This is a genomic window from Dyadobacter sp. CY345 (genome assembly GCF_021502725.1).
GTDB lineage: Bacteria > Bacteroidota > Bacteroidia > Cytophagales > Spirosomataceae > Dyadobacter.
The window spans coordinates 191,726-207,476 of record NZ_JAKFFS010000004.1; the positions used below are offsets into that span (position 1 = coordinate 191,726).

At 41.0% G+C, this 15,751-nt stretch carries 11 protein-coding genes and 1 tRNA gene; 4 read left to right on the forward strand and 8 right to left on the reverse strand.

Annotated elements, in window-relative coordinates; genetic code table 11:
- Position 1 precedes the first annotated feature (1 nt).
- Positions 2-1,243 carry a hypothetical protein gene (locus tag L0657_RS18050; RefSeq protein ID WP_235152154.1) on the forward strand — a complete coding sequence of 414 codons (1,242 nt, stop codon included), beginning with the start codon at positions 2-4 and terminating at the stop codon, positions 1,241-1,243.
- On the opposite strand, the gene L0657_RS18055 is transcribed toward L0657_RS18050, so the two are convergent.
- Entirely contained in the window at positions 1,211-3,214 is a 2,004-nt protein-coding gene (locus L0657_RS18055; RefSeq protein ID WP_235152155.1) for a T9SS type A sorting domain-containing protein, read from the reverse strand. The two genes, L0657_RS18050 and L0657_RS18055, sit on opposite strands and share 33 nt — an antisense overlap.
- Positions 3,215-3,473: 259 nt before the next feature.
- Here L0657_RS18055 and L0657_RS18060 point away from each other — a divergent pair, with 259 nt between their 5' ends.
- Entirely contained in the window at positions 3,474-5,522 is a 2,049-nt protein-coding gene (locus L0657_RS18060) for a T9SS type A sorting domain-containing protein (RefSeq protein WP_235152156.1), read from the forward strand.
- Between the two features lie 214 nt (positions 5,523-5,736).
- Here L0657_RS18060 and L0657_RS18065 read toward each other — a convergent pair whose 3' ends face one another.
- Entirely contained in the window at positions 5,737-6,645 is a 909-nt protein-coding gene (locus L0657_RS18065; protein ID WP_235152157.1) for an ROK family protein, read from the reverse strand.
- A gap of 73 nt (positions 6,646-6,718) precedes the next feature.
- The gene (locus L0657_RS18070) at positions 6,719-7,429 is read right to left on the reverse strand and encodes an SDR family oxidoreductase (RefSeq protein WP_235152159.1); all 711 of its coding nucleotides are present in this window, start codon (positions 7,427-7,429) and stop codon (positions 6,719-6,721) included.
- Positions 7,430-7,491: 62 nt separating this feature from the next.
- Here L0657_RS18070 and L0657_RS18075 point away from each other — a divergent pair, with 62 nt between their 5' ends.
- Entirely contained in the window at positions 7,492-8,220 is a 729-nt protein-coding gene (locus L0657_RS18075; RefSeq protein ID WP_235152650.1) for an ABC transporter permease, read from the forward strand.
- 64 nt (positions 8,221-8,284) lie between these two features.
- Positions 8,285-9,046 (forward strand): ABC transporter ATP-binding protein, encoded by a 762-nt coding sequence (locus L0657_RS18080; RefSeq protein ID WP_235152161.1) that lies wholly within the window; start codon positions 8,285-8,287, stop codon positions 9,044-9,046.
- On the opposite strand, the gene L0657_RS18085 is transcribed toward L0657_RS18080, so the two are convergent.
- From L0657_RS18085 to L0657_RS18105, 5 genes are all read right to left on the reverse strand, one after another.
- Entirely contained in the window at positions 9,047-10,564 is a 1,518-nt protein-coding gene (locus tag L0657_RS18085) for an oligosaccharide flippase family protein (RefSeq protein ID WP_235152162.1), read from the reverse strand.
- 154 nt (positions 10,565-10,718) lie between these two features.
- On the reverse strand, positions 10,719-11,324 hold the full coding sequence (locus tag L0657_RS18090; RefSeq protein WP_235152163.1) for a TetR/AcrR family transcriptional regulator: 606 nt from the start codon (positions 11,322-11,324) through the stop codon (positions 10,719-10,721).
- A gap of 250 nt (positions 11,325-11,574) precedes the next feature.
- Positions 11,575-11,645: transfer RNA gene (locus tag L0657_RS18095), tRNA-Gln, on the reverse strand.
- Positions 11,646-11,712: 67 nt separating this feature from the next.
- Positions 11,713-12,591 carry an ACP S-malonyltransferase gene (gene fabD, locus L0657_RS18100; protein ID WP_235152164.1) on the reverse strand — a complete coding sequence of 293 codons (879 nt, stop codon included), beginning with the start codon at positions 12,589-12,591 and terminating at the stop codon, positions 11,713-11,715.
- A 109-nt stretch (positions 12,592-12,700) separates the two neighbouring features.
- On the reverse strand, positions 12,701-15,604 hold the full coding sequence (locus L0657_RS18105) for a gliding motility-associated C-terminal domain-containing protein (protein WP_235152165.1): 2,904 nt from the start codon (positions 15,602-15,604) through the stop codon (positions 12,701-12,703).
- Positions 15,605-15,751: the final 147 nt, after the last annotated feature.

A 15,751-nucleotide genomic window follows, 5' to 3' on the forward strand; every position in this document is an offset into this window, starting at 1 on the left:
TATGAGTAACAGAAAGCTCTATACATCATTGGTTATTCTTATCCTGTTTGTTACAATATTTTTTTTGAAACAGAATTTTTTAGGAGAACTCTATCAGGACGAACATCATTATTTACCCACGGCTGTATTTTTTAGCAAAGAGCCCATTCCGTCGCTGGACCTTTTGAAAAGTTATAATGAGCTGAATACCCCGGTCCCGTTCATTTTAGGTGGCTGGGTGGTTAACATCTTTGGTGAAAATATTCAATGCCTTCGATTATTGACTTATGCAGTAAGTCTTATTTTACTAATGACTTTCGTCTGGGCCAGCCCAGATCATTCTAAACGCTTATTCCTTTGTCTGGCGGGATTAATGATTTTCCCCAATTATTATTTGTGCAGTGTTTATTATTACACTGATATTTTTGCCATGCTAGGCGTTCTGGCTGGAACGGTGGCTTATCTGCGAAAAGCGCATTGGTGGGGAATGTTATTTTTCATAGCAGCTGTCAGCAGCCGGCAATATATGCTTGCTTTTCCGGCAGCTATCGTGGCTTACGAGTTTCTGGAATTATTGAAAATCAACTTGAACGTGCGTAGATTTTTTTCCGGTTTGTTTAAAGATCTTTCCTGGCTTCCCTATGCTTTGGCGGTATTGAGCATTGCTCCCTGGGTTTTACTCTGGAACGGCCCGGCGCCGGCAGCGGTAATGGCTAATCAATATTATGATTCAGACAAACTGATTCAATACAATTTCGGATATGTAATTTATTCATCAGCTTGTCTGGCGGTGTATTATGTGATTCCCGAAATATTGATTACCGGAAAGCTGAAATATTTTATCAATTACCCTAAAAACCATCCGGGGTTTTTCTTCACTTTTCTTATTTTAATTATAGGGCTAATTACCTTTTTTCCAGCGAAACAGGCTTATAATCCCTACTTTACCTGGCCATACCTGGGTTATGTTGATCAGCTGCTGATGACAATTGGTATTACTGGTTTTCTCAAACAAATTGTTTTTGGCTTCCTGATGCTGATCACATTCATGCGGTTTATTTCTCCAAAATTCGGTCTTGCTGGCTGTGTTGTTATCATCAACATCCTGCTTTTGGGGAAGGCTCAGCTGTCATGGGATAAATATTCGCTGCCGATGATCATGGTTTTATGGTTTCTTGCAATGTTTGACTATCACTGGCTTTTCGCAGCCAGTGATAGCAAAGACGAAGAATTACTTCACAACCACAACCCGGTGCGAGGATGATTTTTCACCTGAGTGGATTTTTAACACATAGGTTCCAGTGCTTAAATTATTTGTATGAAGCGACACCCATTCATTTCCTGAATATGTCCTCGTCTCCATTTTTACTCCCGAAGAGGAAAAAATGTCTACACGGTCAATTTTGTCAGAGGCTGAAACTACATTGATCACGTCGATGGTAGGGTTGGGATAAACGTTAATGGTAGCCATTGCTTCATCTATTACATCATCGGACCCTTTAATCATTTTTAAATAAGCAATCGGAGACTCTGATTTGTCTGTATATCCTCTGATCTGATAAGTGTATTCTTCACCTTTCCTGGCCGACGGATCGGAATATTCCGTTTGATCTTTTGACAAATAGATAATTTCATGAGTCTGAAGCGAATCTTTTCCGTGCAGCCTTTCCAGGATATATCCTGTGACGTTTGGAAGTTTATTCCAGTTCAGCACGATATTATTTTTTGGCTCTGAACCGGTAAGTGTTAGTGTTCCAAGATCAACATAAGGATTGATAGTATTGTGATGAAACGCAAATGCCCTGAAACCTCTTGTGTTTTTCAAAAAGGGACCAATGTAAACCCAGGGCGCTGAGACAAGGCCTGAATGATGGTATTTGGAAGGCAGATATTTGATCAGCGTATCGTTTCCAACCGTTTTAAGTGAAACAATAACGCGGTTTGCTTCCGCTCTTCCTGATTTCAACTTTTGCCATTCTTTGTTTAAATAGAAAAAATCCTTCACCGAATAAGTTGAAAATGCTTCCTGGCTACCCTGGATGTTTGCATTAATTGTATCATTCGGATAAACCATTTGCTGGTAATCTTCAAAAACCATGGTGATTTCATCCCGGTTTGGCGTAGAATAAAATGCTTTTTGAAAACTTGGGGAAGTTGCTTTTTCTTTTTCTCCATAATGATAAAACCCAGCCATTTCAGCCAGGTCGCGGCCTACCTGAAGATAACCTTCCAGCCCGTAATGAAAGCCGTTCCAGTCGGGGGCACCCAAAGCAGCATAAGGTTGTATAATCGGATATTTTTTATTTAATAGTCGCTGTTGTTCTCTGAACGCACCAATCCGGTCATCGTAAGGTCCACCACCGAAAAGCGGCAATTGAAAAACGTACATTTTTTCAATCATCGGATAATCTTCCTGCAAATTGACCATGAGTTTATCAAAACGCGGTGCCCATACGGACGGATCGTCGGAGGCTGCCTCTGCTTCTCCCTGCCAGTAAAATATACCCTTTAGATTAGGCAGAAGTCCGGTTTGCTGTGCATAATTCAATAATATTCCATAACCTGTTGACGCGTCCGCATGGTTATTTGGGTTCCTGTTGGTGAGGTCCAGAATAGAGGCTCCTGCCAAAGCACCGTTGATCACACAGGTAGGAATTTTGTATTTTTCAGCAACCCGACGCTGAAACTCAATCCCAAAAATTCCCACTCTTGGTGTTACAGCGTTGGATAACTCAAAACCATTTCCATTAGCGGTAGAACCAAATGTTCTGCAAAATTCATTGCGATAGGTATAATCAACTTCCCAGGCAACTGCATTGGATTGGCCATAAATGATGTAAAAATCACCCGCAACGACGTCGTCTCTACGAACAATCAAAGTTGAGTCAGTGGCTGACTTACAGGCATATACTTCAAAAGCATACTCAGCGAGTTCGGCCTTGATCTTGGATGTCAGGCTGAACGGAGCATTTGATCCTGAATAGGCCAAAGCTCCCTTTTGATATCCGGCTCTGATTTTATTTCTGTATTTCACAACGGAAACATACGAGTAACCAGCTGCCTGGATTTTGCCGGCAATCGTTATATCAGCTTCCTTGTTTATATCCCTTGCAAAAAGCTGCTTGTCTGTTGGAAGTTTGTCAAAAGCGGCAACACCAATGGTCTGGCTGAAAGTTGGTTTGCTTCCAGGTATTAGTAACAATAAGAAAAAGAATGAAAGTAAATTTTTTTTCATAGATGTGTAGTTGCTTGTTGTCATTGATACACGCAAAGTGTACGAAAGATTTTTTAATGAGTGATTTAAGGTGTTGAAATTAACTCTTTTAAATATTTATTAAAGCGTTAAAACTGACTTTGTACAGGTTTTTATATCTAATGGTGATTATGTAACCGCTTGGTCATTTTTTCTGGTTCAAAAAAGGCAACAATGCAAGAAGAATGATATATTTGCTATCGAATAAATTTATTAGCCACTGAGAAATAATTCTACTGAAATGACTTTACTTAACAGAAAAGTTTTTGTCGCCATTCTTTGCCTTTTTGCTTATGTAACCCCGGGGTACAGCCAGCGTTTCTTCTCCATTGTCTTCGATAAATTGCCCCGCGACATGCAGCTGTATGCCAGGGACGATGATAATTTTGCAGAGGTTCCTATATCCGGCATTGTCGAACTGCCCGGCTGGGATTACGTATCCGTTGTGACGTTGAGAAATAATGAGAGGGTAGGTTATACTCTTTCCTCTCTCAACTATGGGGGAAAAAGTTCAGGAAGTTTTGATTTGAAACCGAAAATCAAAGCGGAAATGGCAGATTACAGTTTTCAGATATTTGCCCGGAAAGGTGCAGACTCTGTGCTGGTTGTTCAGAGAACTGAAATTGTTGCTGGTGATTTTTATATCATCAGTGGTCAGTCAAATGCTGCTGCCACAATCTTTGGAAACTGGTCAAGTAAATATTGTCGTACGATTGCCCGGACGCCAGCTGATAATGATCCAGGAATTGGTGCGGGCGACACACTCTGGTTGCCGGCCGCCTGGTCGTGGACATACGTCGGCGCCTGGGGACTTGAACTTCAAAAGAATATACTTGAAAAGGAAAATATTCCTACATGTCTCATAAACGGGTCATTGCCCGGAAAAAAAATCAGCGAGTTTCTGGACAGAGATGAAAAAAATCCTGCAAATCCGAATTCGTTCTATGGATTACTCTTGCATCGTCTGAATATCGCAAAACCAAAAAGAGTCAGGGCGTTTTTCTGGGCACACGGTGAGCAGGAAGTTTTTGAAAATATTGGCAACTATGCCCAGGATTATGACAAATTATTCAATTACTGGCAGAAAGATTTTCCTATGGTTGACCAATTTATTGTTGTTCAGAGTAATGTAATCGTTCTTGATAATGATGTGCCAAACCCGGTAGGCGGCTCGGTGCGGGATTTTTTAAGAAGAACAAAATATTTATATCCCAAAACAGACACATTTTCACCGATTGGCGTGCCGGGGTATGATGCCGTACATTATTCAAAAGATGGTTACGAAGAGCTAGGAAGACGTTTATTCCGATTTATAAGGCCGACGATATATAAGTCAGAGGATGCAGATAATGTCCGCAGCCCTGATATCCAAAAGGCTTTTTATTCCTCAGACAAAAAGGACGAAATAATTCTAAGCTTTGATGAAGAGCAGACCTTAAAATGGGCTGCTGATACAACCATTACCGGACAAGACGGAAACCCGCTTGTGATGAGCCTTAAAAATCTATTTTATCTGGACAACGATGAAAAAAACGCACACATCTCAGCGGGAAAAGTTGACGGAAACAGAGTTATACTAACTTTAAAAAATCCATCTACAGCTACCAAAATCAGTTATCTTCCTTCTTTTATACCAAAAAACTTGCCGCTAATCGTTCCTTTTTCATTTAAGATCGGATTTTTCAACGGACCATTTTTAAAAAATAAAAGAGATTTAGGCGCTTTTTCATTTCATGATGTTGCTATTGGAAACAGCCTTCCAACTACAAATCTTCTGACTTCAAAATCATCATTTAATTCATTAAATATTTCATGGACTGCCGTCAACGGAGCAACAAATTATGTTTTGGAGAAGAAGTCGCCAGGCTCCGATGAATTTAAACTCGTAAAGCGGTTTGATTCAAAAACGCTATTGTTTGAGGATAAAGATGTAGAAACGACTTCGGCTTATACCTATCGCATCAAGGCCGTCAGTGAAATTTCTGAGTCGGCTTATGCGCTTTCAACGATTGATCTTTCTCCTGTTTTAGGCAATGAGCCTGATCCGGATCAAGTTGCCTGGAAAATTTATCCAAATCCGGTAAGTAATCTTTTGCAGGTTGAGTTCCCAAAATCTGTATCCGGACATTTTCAGATTGTTAATATGAGAGGCCAAATTCAGTATGATTCTCAACTTAAATTCAACAATAAGTTTGACCTGAATATTTCCGGTTGGGTGGCAGGGACGTATATATTGAATCTGAAAAATGAAAATGGAGCCGTGTCAACAAAAACAATCGTAAAAGAATAAGTCTGGTTTCCCGGGCTTATTCTTTTACGATATTTATATTAAAACCAGCTGCCTGGCTCGTAAATTTATTCAATTGTATGTCAGAAAATTAAGAGTCGTTTTGGCTAACCGCCCAACAGACTCAACTTATTTCAATTTGTCCAACAAGTTTCCAATCACCATTTCTTCGTTCCAGGTCAGATTGCCTACGAAGAAATGTGTATAGCGCAATTATTTATTCAAAACACAAAGATGCAGCGCCTAATAAACCTGCGTCATTTGCAAGTGTTGCTCTTTTAATACTGATTGTCTTCATATAATATGGAGTGAGCCAATAGCTGAACCGCTCATTGATTGCCGGCAATATATATTCAAAAGATGCCGAAATACCTCCACCAATCAAAATTGTTGTGATATCCAGAATTCGGATCATTGAAACCAATCCTTCTCCCAGCAGATAACCCATTTCCTGGAAAATCTGCTTGGCAAGTTCGTCGCCAGCTCCTGCTGCTGCAACCAATCCGGTTGTAGAGATCGTTCCGTTGTCCGGCAATTGCGTTTTTCCAGTGAAAGTTGCGCGCATTGTGTGTGCCAGATCCAAAAGTTCTTTCTTTCCAATATTGCGTTCAAGCACTTTTCCACCTTTTGACGGAACGTGTCCTGGCTCCATGGCATTTCCACCACCGCCTTTGAAAACTTTTTTATCAATAATCGCAGCGCCACCGATACCGGTTCCGAGTGTCACGAAAATATAGTCCTCAGGAAGTTTATCTTCTCCAAAATAATATTCCCCAAGTGCGGCTGCATTCGCATCGTTTTCAAGGAAAAAATCATGTTGAGGAAAACGAGCTTTTAAATCAGGAACAATCGCAATTCCATCAATTTCAGGAATCGCAGTGATTTCCAGCAACGTGGTACGATCGCGCGAGATCAGGCCGGGAACACCTATTCCAACTCTTTTAACTTCTGTATGTTCAACTAACTGCAAAGCGATGGCATCTCCAAGTCTTTCGATAAAATGACCAGAAAGGCGCCAGCTAGCAGTATCGTGGCTATAAAAATTAGAAATTCGCCCGTCTGTAGCATCAACGATCCCCATTTTTACGTTAGTACCACCCACGTCTATACCAAGGTATTGTTCCATGAAATGAAATAAGGGTTTTATAAATAATTTTAAAAATGCGGCAATTTAGCAAAAATGCTTTATTCTTCACTAATCAATCCAGATCTCCAAGTTGAGGCCGGATTAAAATTTCCTCAATTACTGCTCTGGGAGATAGAGAGTAGGCAGACCAGATTGTTTCGGCAACGTCTTTCGGGTCGATAAATCTTTCGGCCGGCAGATCCGTTCCTTGCCAGCTGTCGGTCAGGGTAGCACCAGGAAGTACCGCCGTGACCTTTATTCCATGAGGTTTCATTTCCTCCCGTAAAACTTTTGTCATCCCATATAACGCAAATTTTGAAATGCAGTAGGATCCGCCGTTAGGATAAGCAATAATGCTGGCCGTAGAGCAAATTGTAAAAATATATCCTTTTTTTCTAGCCATCATTTTTTCGACAACACCTCTTGTCAGATGATAAGCGCTATATAGATTTGTCTCAATTGTCTTCTCCAAAATTCCCTCTTCCTCATTATGGACCTGTCCGGGAATAAACACGCCGGTGTTATTGATCAACACATCAACCGGACGCTCATGTGATTTAATGAAAGCGATAAATGAATTTAATTCTGTCCTGAGAGAAAGATCCGCTTTTTGAAAATAAACTTCAGTATCCGAAAACTTCTCTTTCATTTCGTTTTTCAGTTCAAAAAGATCATTTTCGTTTCGTGCGCAGGTGATAACATCGAAACTTCCGGCCAAAAACCGTTCAATCAAAGCTTTTCCAATCCCTTTTGTGCCGCCGGTTATTACTACTAATGGATTCATTTTTCTATTTGGCTCTTTTTTTGTCTAATTTTCCCGAAAATATTGAATACTATTAAGATATGATGTCGGTAATCGGAAAATACTTTATTTTTTTAGGATCGCTCTTTGGCAAAGGCGAGAAATTGTCGGTTTATTGGCGGCGTTTTATGGAAGAATGTGTGGGGATCGGAGTGAGTTCTGTCTTCATTGTAGCCATCGTTTCTACTTTTATCGGAGCGGTTTCATGTATCCAAACTGCTTACAATTTAGTGAGCCCCATCATACCAGTATCCACGGTTGCGCTGATCGTGCGTGATATGCAGATCCTGGAACTTGCTCCTACGATTACCTGTATTGTTTTAGCAGGAAAAGTTGGGTCAAATATCGCGAGTGAGCTTGGTACAATGCGTATTACGGAACAGATCGATGCACTGGAAGTAATGGGAATTAATTCTTCCTCTTATCTGGTTCTCCCAAAAGTGCTGGCTGCTATGTTTACGTTTCCGATGCTCGTCGTAATGGCTGCCTTTCTCGGAATTTTTGGCGGATATCTTGCCGGAACATTGACGGGCGTTATCACCGAAAGAGATTATTTGTATGGTATCCGCGATTCGTTCGTACCCTACAATCTTTTTTTTATGTGTGTAAAGCCTTTCGTGTTTGGTTTTTTAATTGCGACAATATCATCGTACCAGGGTTTTTTTACGCAAGGTGGCGCTTTGGAAGTTGGTAAATCCAGCACGCAGGCAGTTACAAACAGCTGTATCTCTATTCTGGTAGCTGATTATTTATTAGCGCAGCTATTGTTATAATTAAGAATTTTGGATCATCCTTTCTTAGTGATTGTTTTGATCTCAGTTAAATTACAAACCTGAAATGATTGAAGTAAAAGATATAAACAAGGCTTTTAACGGGAAAGCGGTACTGAAAGGTATATCGAGCTCATTTAAGGAAGGTGAGATAAATCTGATTATTGGCGGAAGCGGAACCGGAAAAAGTGTATTGTTAAAATGTATGATCGGTTTGATCAAGCCGGACCAGGGAAGTGTTCTTTACAATAGCCGCGATTTTTATAATTCAGATAAAGAAACGCGGCAGGCCATCAGAAGGGAAATGGGCGTTTTATTTCAGGGAGGAGCATTGTTCGATTCCCAGACGGTAGAAGAAAACGTTCGGTTTCCATTAGATATGCTTACTGATTTATCAGCAACTGAAAAGAAAGAGCGCGTCGATTTTTGTCTTCAGCGCGTTGGTTTGGAAGCTGCCGGCAAAAGAATGCCTTCGGAAATTAGCGGCGGGATGAAGAAACGTGTCGGTATCGCCAGGGCGATTGTGATGAATCCTAAATACCTTTTTTGTGATGAACCCAATTCAGGCCTTGATCCGCTTACGTCAGTGAAAATTGATGAGCTGATTAAAGAGATAACGGAGGAATATAAGATCACGACCATTATCATCACGCACGATATGAATTCCGTCATGGAAATCGGACAAAATGTGATGTTTTTGTATCAGGGGGATAAGCTTTGGGAAGGCATCAGTAGTGATATAACCAAAACGACGGTACCGGAATTAAATGAGTTTATTTTTGCAAATAAACTTTTAAGAGATGCAGCGAAGGAAAACGAAAACAAATAATTATTTAAAGCCGAGTTTTCGCTGAAATCGTAACGGTAATGCTTTTCGTTCTGAAAAAAATACGATCACGCAAAAAGCAAGGAACAATAACATGTGATATGCGAAACTTGCCCTAGAACCGGAGGGGATCAGATACGCATCGACGAGAATAAATACTCCGCCGCCGATAATATACGCAAGTGCAGAATTAATCTGATAGGGTACAGGATAATATTTTTGGCCGTAATAATAACAGAGTACCATCATCACCAGTCCGGATGTTGCAAATGCAAAACCGCATCCCAGATAACCGATTTTTGGTACTAAAACTAAGTTCAGTATGACGGTTATGGCCGTACCCGTCAAAGTGATGTATGTGCCATACTGGGTTTTATTGGAGAGTTTAAACCAGGTTGCCAGGTTATAATATATACCTAAAAACAGAAAGCCAAGCAAAAGCCAAGGAACCACGGACAATCCTTCGTGATATATTTTCTTTCTCAAAAACAATTCAGCCAGCAAGTGCAGGTTCAGGCAAATTCCAACCCACATGGTTGCGCAGATCGCGATGAACCATTTCATAACATCTGCGAATAATGCAGGTGCATTTTTATCTTCTGCTTTCGAATAGAAAAATGGTTCAGCAGCATATTTAAAAGCCTGAATGGCCAAATTCATGAAAATGGATAACTTAAAACATTGTCCATAAATCCCGATAGCGTCTTTTGTTGTTCGGTTTGGGTAAAAGTTTGGCTGGAGAAGGTATTGTAAAAATGTCCTGTCGAAAAGTAAATTGGTTATACCTGCCAGGTTCATGATAAACAACGGAAATGCATATACCCACATCGGTTTGAACAACGTCAGATTAAATACAAATTTGAAATCGGTAAACTCTCGGTACAGGAACGCAAAAAAAGTAAGGTTGGCGACAAGATTTGCCAAAACGATATAACCTGCTGCAACATTTGGATCGTAAAAAAGATCAATAGCGGGTTTTAATATGCTCAGATATTTGTCATTGTAAATGTCCCTGCAAACAACCAGAAAGAAAAAGTTCAGGGCAATATTCATCAGAATATTAAAAACGCGCGCAGAGACAAATTTCTTCGCCTTCTTTTCCAACCGCAATCTTGCAAAAGGGATGGAAACAATGCCATCAATAGCCATAATAACTGCCATCCAGCGAACCAGCGTGACTTCTTCCGGATAGTGAATAATATTTGCAACCTGTTCTGCAAAGAGAAAAATACTGCCTGAAAAGAAAACGCTGACGGTAATAACGGCGCTTAGTACAAGATTATAATATTGCTGGCGGTCGCCTTCCTTTCTGGCGAACCAGAAATATGCGCTTTCCATTCCGAAAGTATAAATAACAAGGGAAAGACCTGCGTAACTATAAAGCTGGACTTGTGAAGCCAGCTGCTCTGGTAAAAATAATTTTGTGTGTAATATGACCAGCAGATAATTGAGCATTCTTCCCAACATAGTACTCACTCCGTACATTACCGTATCACTAGCAAGTTTCTTTAAGCTGCTCATAGTTTACTGACTTGTCATCGAAGATCTAAATTAAGCTTGTGGATGATATCTTCGTTTTGCAAATATACGTGAAGTGACCGCGTTTTATCGGTATGCGTAATAAAAAAGAGTCCCTCCCGAAATTGGGAAGGACTCTGCAATTATCAATCTATATTTAAGCTATTGTTGCGATGATTCGGTGAATAACATTTTCAATTCGCTTCCAGCCTTCGTCAGACTGCAAATCCACATCAATCATTTTTTCACGATAATCGGTTGCGATTGTCATGTAATAAATGCCGGCGGTTAGAAATGCCATCAGCGCGCTGGTATCTTTGTAATTTGGGAGTTCTCCAACTTTTTCTACAATCCTTGTAGCGATCTGATTTCGTGCATCGGAGAGCATTGACTTGCCTGTGCCGATTTCCCAACGCAACAAATCTCTTGTCGCCTTACGCTCGCGTAAATCGGTCAGGAATGTTTGCATGAGTTCTGAAAGCACTTTGCTGCGTTCTTCCGGCGGAACAGTGGTCATGTTGTCGATATATTCATCGGCCATCGTCGATGTATACTCTCCTGATTTGACATATTGTTCCATCAGTCCATCAACGCTCTCAAAGTATCTGTAAATCAGCACTTTGTTGACGCCAGCGGTACGCGCAATTAAATTTACACCGACTTTTTCGGTGCCATGTTGTTCGATGACCTCGCCAACAGCCTTGAGAATTTTTCCCTTGGTTCGTTCTCGGTCTCTTTTTTTAACTTTTGTGTCGATTTTCATTTACGGGGCATTTAGGTTATACATAGTAAATGTAACATTTCATCCGAAAATATTTATCATATTTCAAGAAGATATGTAACCTTTTTTCTTCTTTGGTTGCCTAATAATTATTCACCGGAAAATAAACCTTACGAATTAGAATTTTGGTCAGACCTGAACTTGTAGAAGCTTTTTAAATCGAAGTGCAGAATTTGGGGATAAAAAAGAAAAAAGAGCTCATTTTTCAATGAGCTCTTTGCTAAAAAGATTGTTGGCCGACAAGGACTCGAACCTTGAACGAGACAACCAAAATGTCCTGTGTTACCATTACACCATCAGCCAATACCGTGTTAGTGGGTGCAAAAGTAATACGAAATTTTAAGTTGTCAAGTATTTTTGAAAAAATATTTTAAATACTTTTTAACTCAACGCCATTCGCGATCTTTTTTACTAATCCCTGAAGCACTTTTCCCGGGCCTGATTCGATAAAGATTCCTGCACCGTCGGCCACCATTTGTTCAACAGACTGAGTCCATCGAACAGGAGCCGTAAGTTGTGCAATAAGATTTTGTTTGATAACTGAAACCTCGGTTGCTGGTTTAGCATTTACGTTTTGATATATCGCGCAAATAGGGGCTTCAAATTCTGCGCTATTTATGGCTGCTGCGAGTTCTTCGCGCGCTGGCTCCATCAAAGGTGAGTGGAATGCGCCACCAACCGGAAGTATAAGCGCACGTTTTGCCCCAGCTGCCTTCAATAATTCACATGCTTTTTCAACGCCTTCAATAGTTCCGGAAATCACCACTTGTCCGGGACAGTTATAATTTGCCGGCACAACGATTTCATCTGTGATACCTGCACAAATATCTTCGATTGTTTTATCGTCAAGTCCAAGAATAGCAGCCATTGTAGAAGGACGTACCAGACAGGCTTTTTGCATAGCATCCGCACGTTTCGCTACAAGGCGCAGTCCATCTTCGAACGATAAGGCACCTGCGGCAACCAAAGCTGAAAATTCACCAAGAGAATGCCCAGCAACCATTTCAGGTTTAAAATCAGGACTGACCTTGGCAAGAATGACCGAATGGATAAAGATGGCGGGCTGCGTAACATTGGTTTGTTTAAGCTCCTCATCCGTGCCTTCAAACATGATCTTCGTAATGTCGAAGCCCAAAATTTCGTTTGCCTGATCAAACATGGCCTTTGCAGAGTCGGAATTCTGGTAGAGGTCCAGACCCATGCCTTTGAACTGAGAACCCTGGCCTGGAAATATATAGGCTGTTTTCATAATTATTGGATTTTAAAATTGTCTTAACAAAAATTGAGCCCGACTCTTCCGATTCGGGCTGCAAATTAACGACTTCAATATGAAAGAAAAAAAACGCGTCTGTTTGGAGTTATCTCAAAACCTGAACCCAGCCTTTAAACTGCGCCGGTTTTCCTCCGCGTTGAACAGATTCAAAATAGACAGTCAATTCGTAATAGTATTGCCCGGCAGCGAGCTCATTTCCTGAATTATTATTACCATTCCAATTTATGTTCACATCATTTGTCTCAAATACTTTTGCACCCCATCGGTTGAAGACTTTAAATTCAACTGCCTGTACAAAACTTGGACAATCAAGTGGCTTGAAAACATCGTTCTTACCATCACCATTAGGGGTTATCACGTTTGGCAACTCAATAATCGGGCAATTGTCTTTACAAACAATATTGCTTGGTGCACTTTCTGTTCCGAATCTGTTGACAGCGGTGACGTAATAACAACCTGCAAAAGATGTCATTCCTTCATGTGCGAAAGTCGTGGAAGCCGGTGCAGCGATTTCTTTCAAAAGCACCGGTGTATCACCTTCATAACGAGTATAGTACAATCTGTAAGCAATAATATTCTGGTCACATTCAGCCGTTTGCGGATATGTCCAGGAAAGATTATTTGTAAATGAGGTTTGCCCGCAATAAGTATCGCGTTGTACTTCAGTACAGTTCAGTTCATCAATTGACAAAACCGGAACACAAGGTTTCGTTGTATCTGAGGCAGATAGACAAATGAACTGCGAAAAGTTATATAAAGGGTCAACCTTGATCTGAGTATCATTATACGAGCCTACTGTTTCTACTTTATAACAATAAACTGAATCTCTCGAAATTTGCACGTTTAAAATTCCGTCAGCAGCGTATTTATCCGTCCCGTCATCTGTAAATGTATAACTCTGTGGACCTTGCACTGAAACGTCTGCAATTCGGTTGAAAGTGCCTGGTCGAGCCTTGTCTTCGCGGTAAACTCTGTGCACCTGATTATCATTGCTCCATGGCACATTTGCAGTCCAGTTTAAGCGGATACTTGTCGGATCAGCCTGACCTTGCGAAAGCCGTACGCTACTTGCGATTTCCGTTTCGTCCAGTTTTACAAGACCACCGTTTTGTGTATAGTAATATTCAATTTTATACCGATAGGCATTTGCAGTCGTGTTGAGGTTTCGATCGATATAAGTCACTAAATCCGCTGAGCCACCTGTGATGGTGCCGTCAATGGTAGCAATATTTGAGAAATCTGTTCCACTAAGTCCGGTTGCGCGGAAAAGTCTGTATTGAACCGGATTCGAAGCACCTGCTGGCAATGTAGGTTTAATCCATTTTACAGTAATCACTCCGCGTGTTTCGCTCGTTGAATCTACTGTCACATTTGTAATCACTGGCATTATCAAAGGCTCTTCAATACAAACCTGTTCGGATGCCATACTTTCTCCGCCTCCCACAAGATAACCCGGCTCGTTGATATCGGCGCCGGGTCTTGGAAATTCAACAACAATTCTGTAACTGTATGAAACTCCGGCTTGAAGTCCGGTATTGTTATTATTGTCAACATAGAAAGTTTCACCAACACCAACCCGTCCAATTTCTTCATAGCCTGAGCCGGCCGGAATACCTGTGATACAAACGTCGGTTGGAATTGCCCGACATCCTTCTCTTCTGTAAATAACAACCCGGGCGCCTGGAACCTGGCATTGGTAAGAATCCCAGGTTATTCTGAAAGCTTTCCCAGCGGCATCTGCTACGGGCACAGCACGAAGATTATCTGGTTGTGGTCCATAAACTCTAATTTTCAAAGTCGTCATATCAACGAGTTTCCGGAAAAGAGAGGGGTTAGGAGTACCCGCTGCCGGGCCATCTTCTACTTTGAAAAGCACGTCGTAAGGTTCCAGTCTTATGTGATTACAGCCCGTTTGCCAAGTTAATTGTCCGGTTACTGTATTTTGTGCACCCTGTTGAGGGACATTGAAAGTAGCGTAAGCAGGTGAGACCAACGGAGTAGACTGGTACAATCCGCTGGTACTTGTCAGCATGAGCCTGTTTCCGTTTTTATCTGTAGCTCTGACAGTTTGATTAATAAGTGTTCCTGCTTCAACACAAATGTCAGGTAACAGGTCAAGTACTGGTCTGTCATTTCTTGCATCCTCCACGATGATCTGCATATCCCTGATAATTTCGCCGATTTTTACACCGTCCCGCCATTCTTCCACAACAAACGCAACGTTATAATATCCTTTGATCACCGGTGCGTCCCAGATCAGATCTCCGGTTAATGGATTCATGCTAAAGGTGGCCGGTGACTGTCCGGCCTCCGTTGCGCCTGGAGGAAATGAAAGGTTCGGTTGTGTGTAACCAAGCGTTACACCTAGGCCACCTCTTCTCGTACTTTGCTGAGGTCTATAAAGGCGGTATGCAATACTATCTCCATCAGCATCAAAGGCACCCGGATTATGAATGTATCGTTGACCTACAGCCGCGATATCAATTGGAGCATTTAAAAGTACCGGTGTTTGGTTGAGGCCAACAAACGAATTGATTACGATAGAAGTACTAACATAAAAATTCAGCGAGTTAGTTGGCAGCGGTGTCAGGTTAAGAATACCATCATTTCTGTTATCAATTGTTACCGAAATATTCCAGTTGCCGGCAGACGGAAATACATAACGCGTTGTGTAAACATTTTGCGTCGTGTTATTTCCAATATCTCTTGTTAAAGCATCTATTCGGTCTACCCGTACTGGCCGGGCAATGGCACCATCAGTCGGCCCGTTGTAAAAAAACATATCGACATAAGTCTGATTATCGGCAGCAGGTTTCCCAGTTGCTATATCAAAATAGCCGGTATAGGTAACGTCATAAGCAAGTGGGTTTCCGGGAACTCTTTTGGCCGTTATCTCACCTGCCCGGGAATGGGTTGCATAAGCTTTTTGACTTGCAAAAAAGCAAAAAAGCAGAAGAAGTAAAACCTGAAATTGTAAAGTTGAGCGCATGTGCAATTGACTTTTATGATAGACAGAGGTTGCCATTCTTATAATAGCAGTAACGTTTTACAAAAAATTGATAATGTGTAAATGTAATTGTCAATTTTCACAATTATCTATTGAACGAAAAATTCTTTAAAAATGTGTATCCAAAGT

Bases quoted from the DNA above. Each gene is read 5' to 3' on its own strand.
- L0657_RS18080 (WP_235152161.1), top strand. From the start codon at position 8,285: ATGATTGAAGTAAAAGATATAAACAAGGCTTTTAACGGGAAAGCGGTA.
- fabD (WP_235152164.1), bottom strand. From the start codon at position 12,591: ATGAAAACAGCCTATATATTTCCAGGCCAGGGTTCTCAGTTCAAAGGC.
- L0657_RS18105 (WP_235152165.1), bottom strand. From the start codon at position 15,604: ATGCGCTCAACTTTACAATTTCAGGTTTTACTTCTTCTGCTTTTTTGC.
- L0657_RS18075 (WP_235152650.1), top strand. From the start codon at position 7,492: ATGTCGGTAATCGGAAAATACTTTATTTTTTTAGGATCGCTCTTTGGC.
- L0657_RS18065 (WP_235152157.1), bottom strand. From the start codon at position 6,645: ATGGAACAATACCTTGGTATAGACGTGGGTGGTACTAACGTAAAAATG.
- L0657_RS18085 (WP_235152162.1), bottom strand. From the start codon at position 10,564: ATGAGCAGCTTAAAGAAACTTGCTAGTGATACGGTAATGTACGGAGTG.
- L0657_RS18060 (WP_235152156.1), top strand. From the start codon at position 3,474: ATGACTTTACTTAACAGAAAAGTTTTTGTCGCCATTCTTTGCCTTTTT.
- L0657_RS18055 (WP_235152155.1), bottom strand. From the start codon at position 3,214: ATGAAAAAAAATTTACTTTCATTCTTTTTCTTATTGTTACTAATACCT.
- L0657_RS18090 (WP_235152163.1), bottom strand. From the start codon at position 11,324: ATGAAAATCGACACAAAAGTTAAAAAAAGAGACCGAGAACGAACCAAG.
- L0657_RS18070 (WP_235152159.1), bottom strand. From the start codon at position 7,429: ATGAATCCATTAGTAGTAATAACCGGCGGCACAAAAGGGATTGGAAAA.
- L0657_RS18050 (WP_235152154.1), top strand. From the start codon at position 2: ATGAGTAACAGAAAGCTCTATACATCATTGGTTATTCTTATCCTGTTT.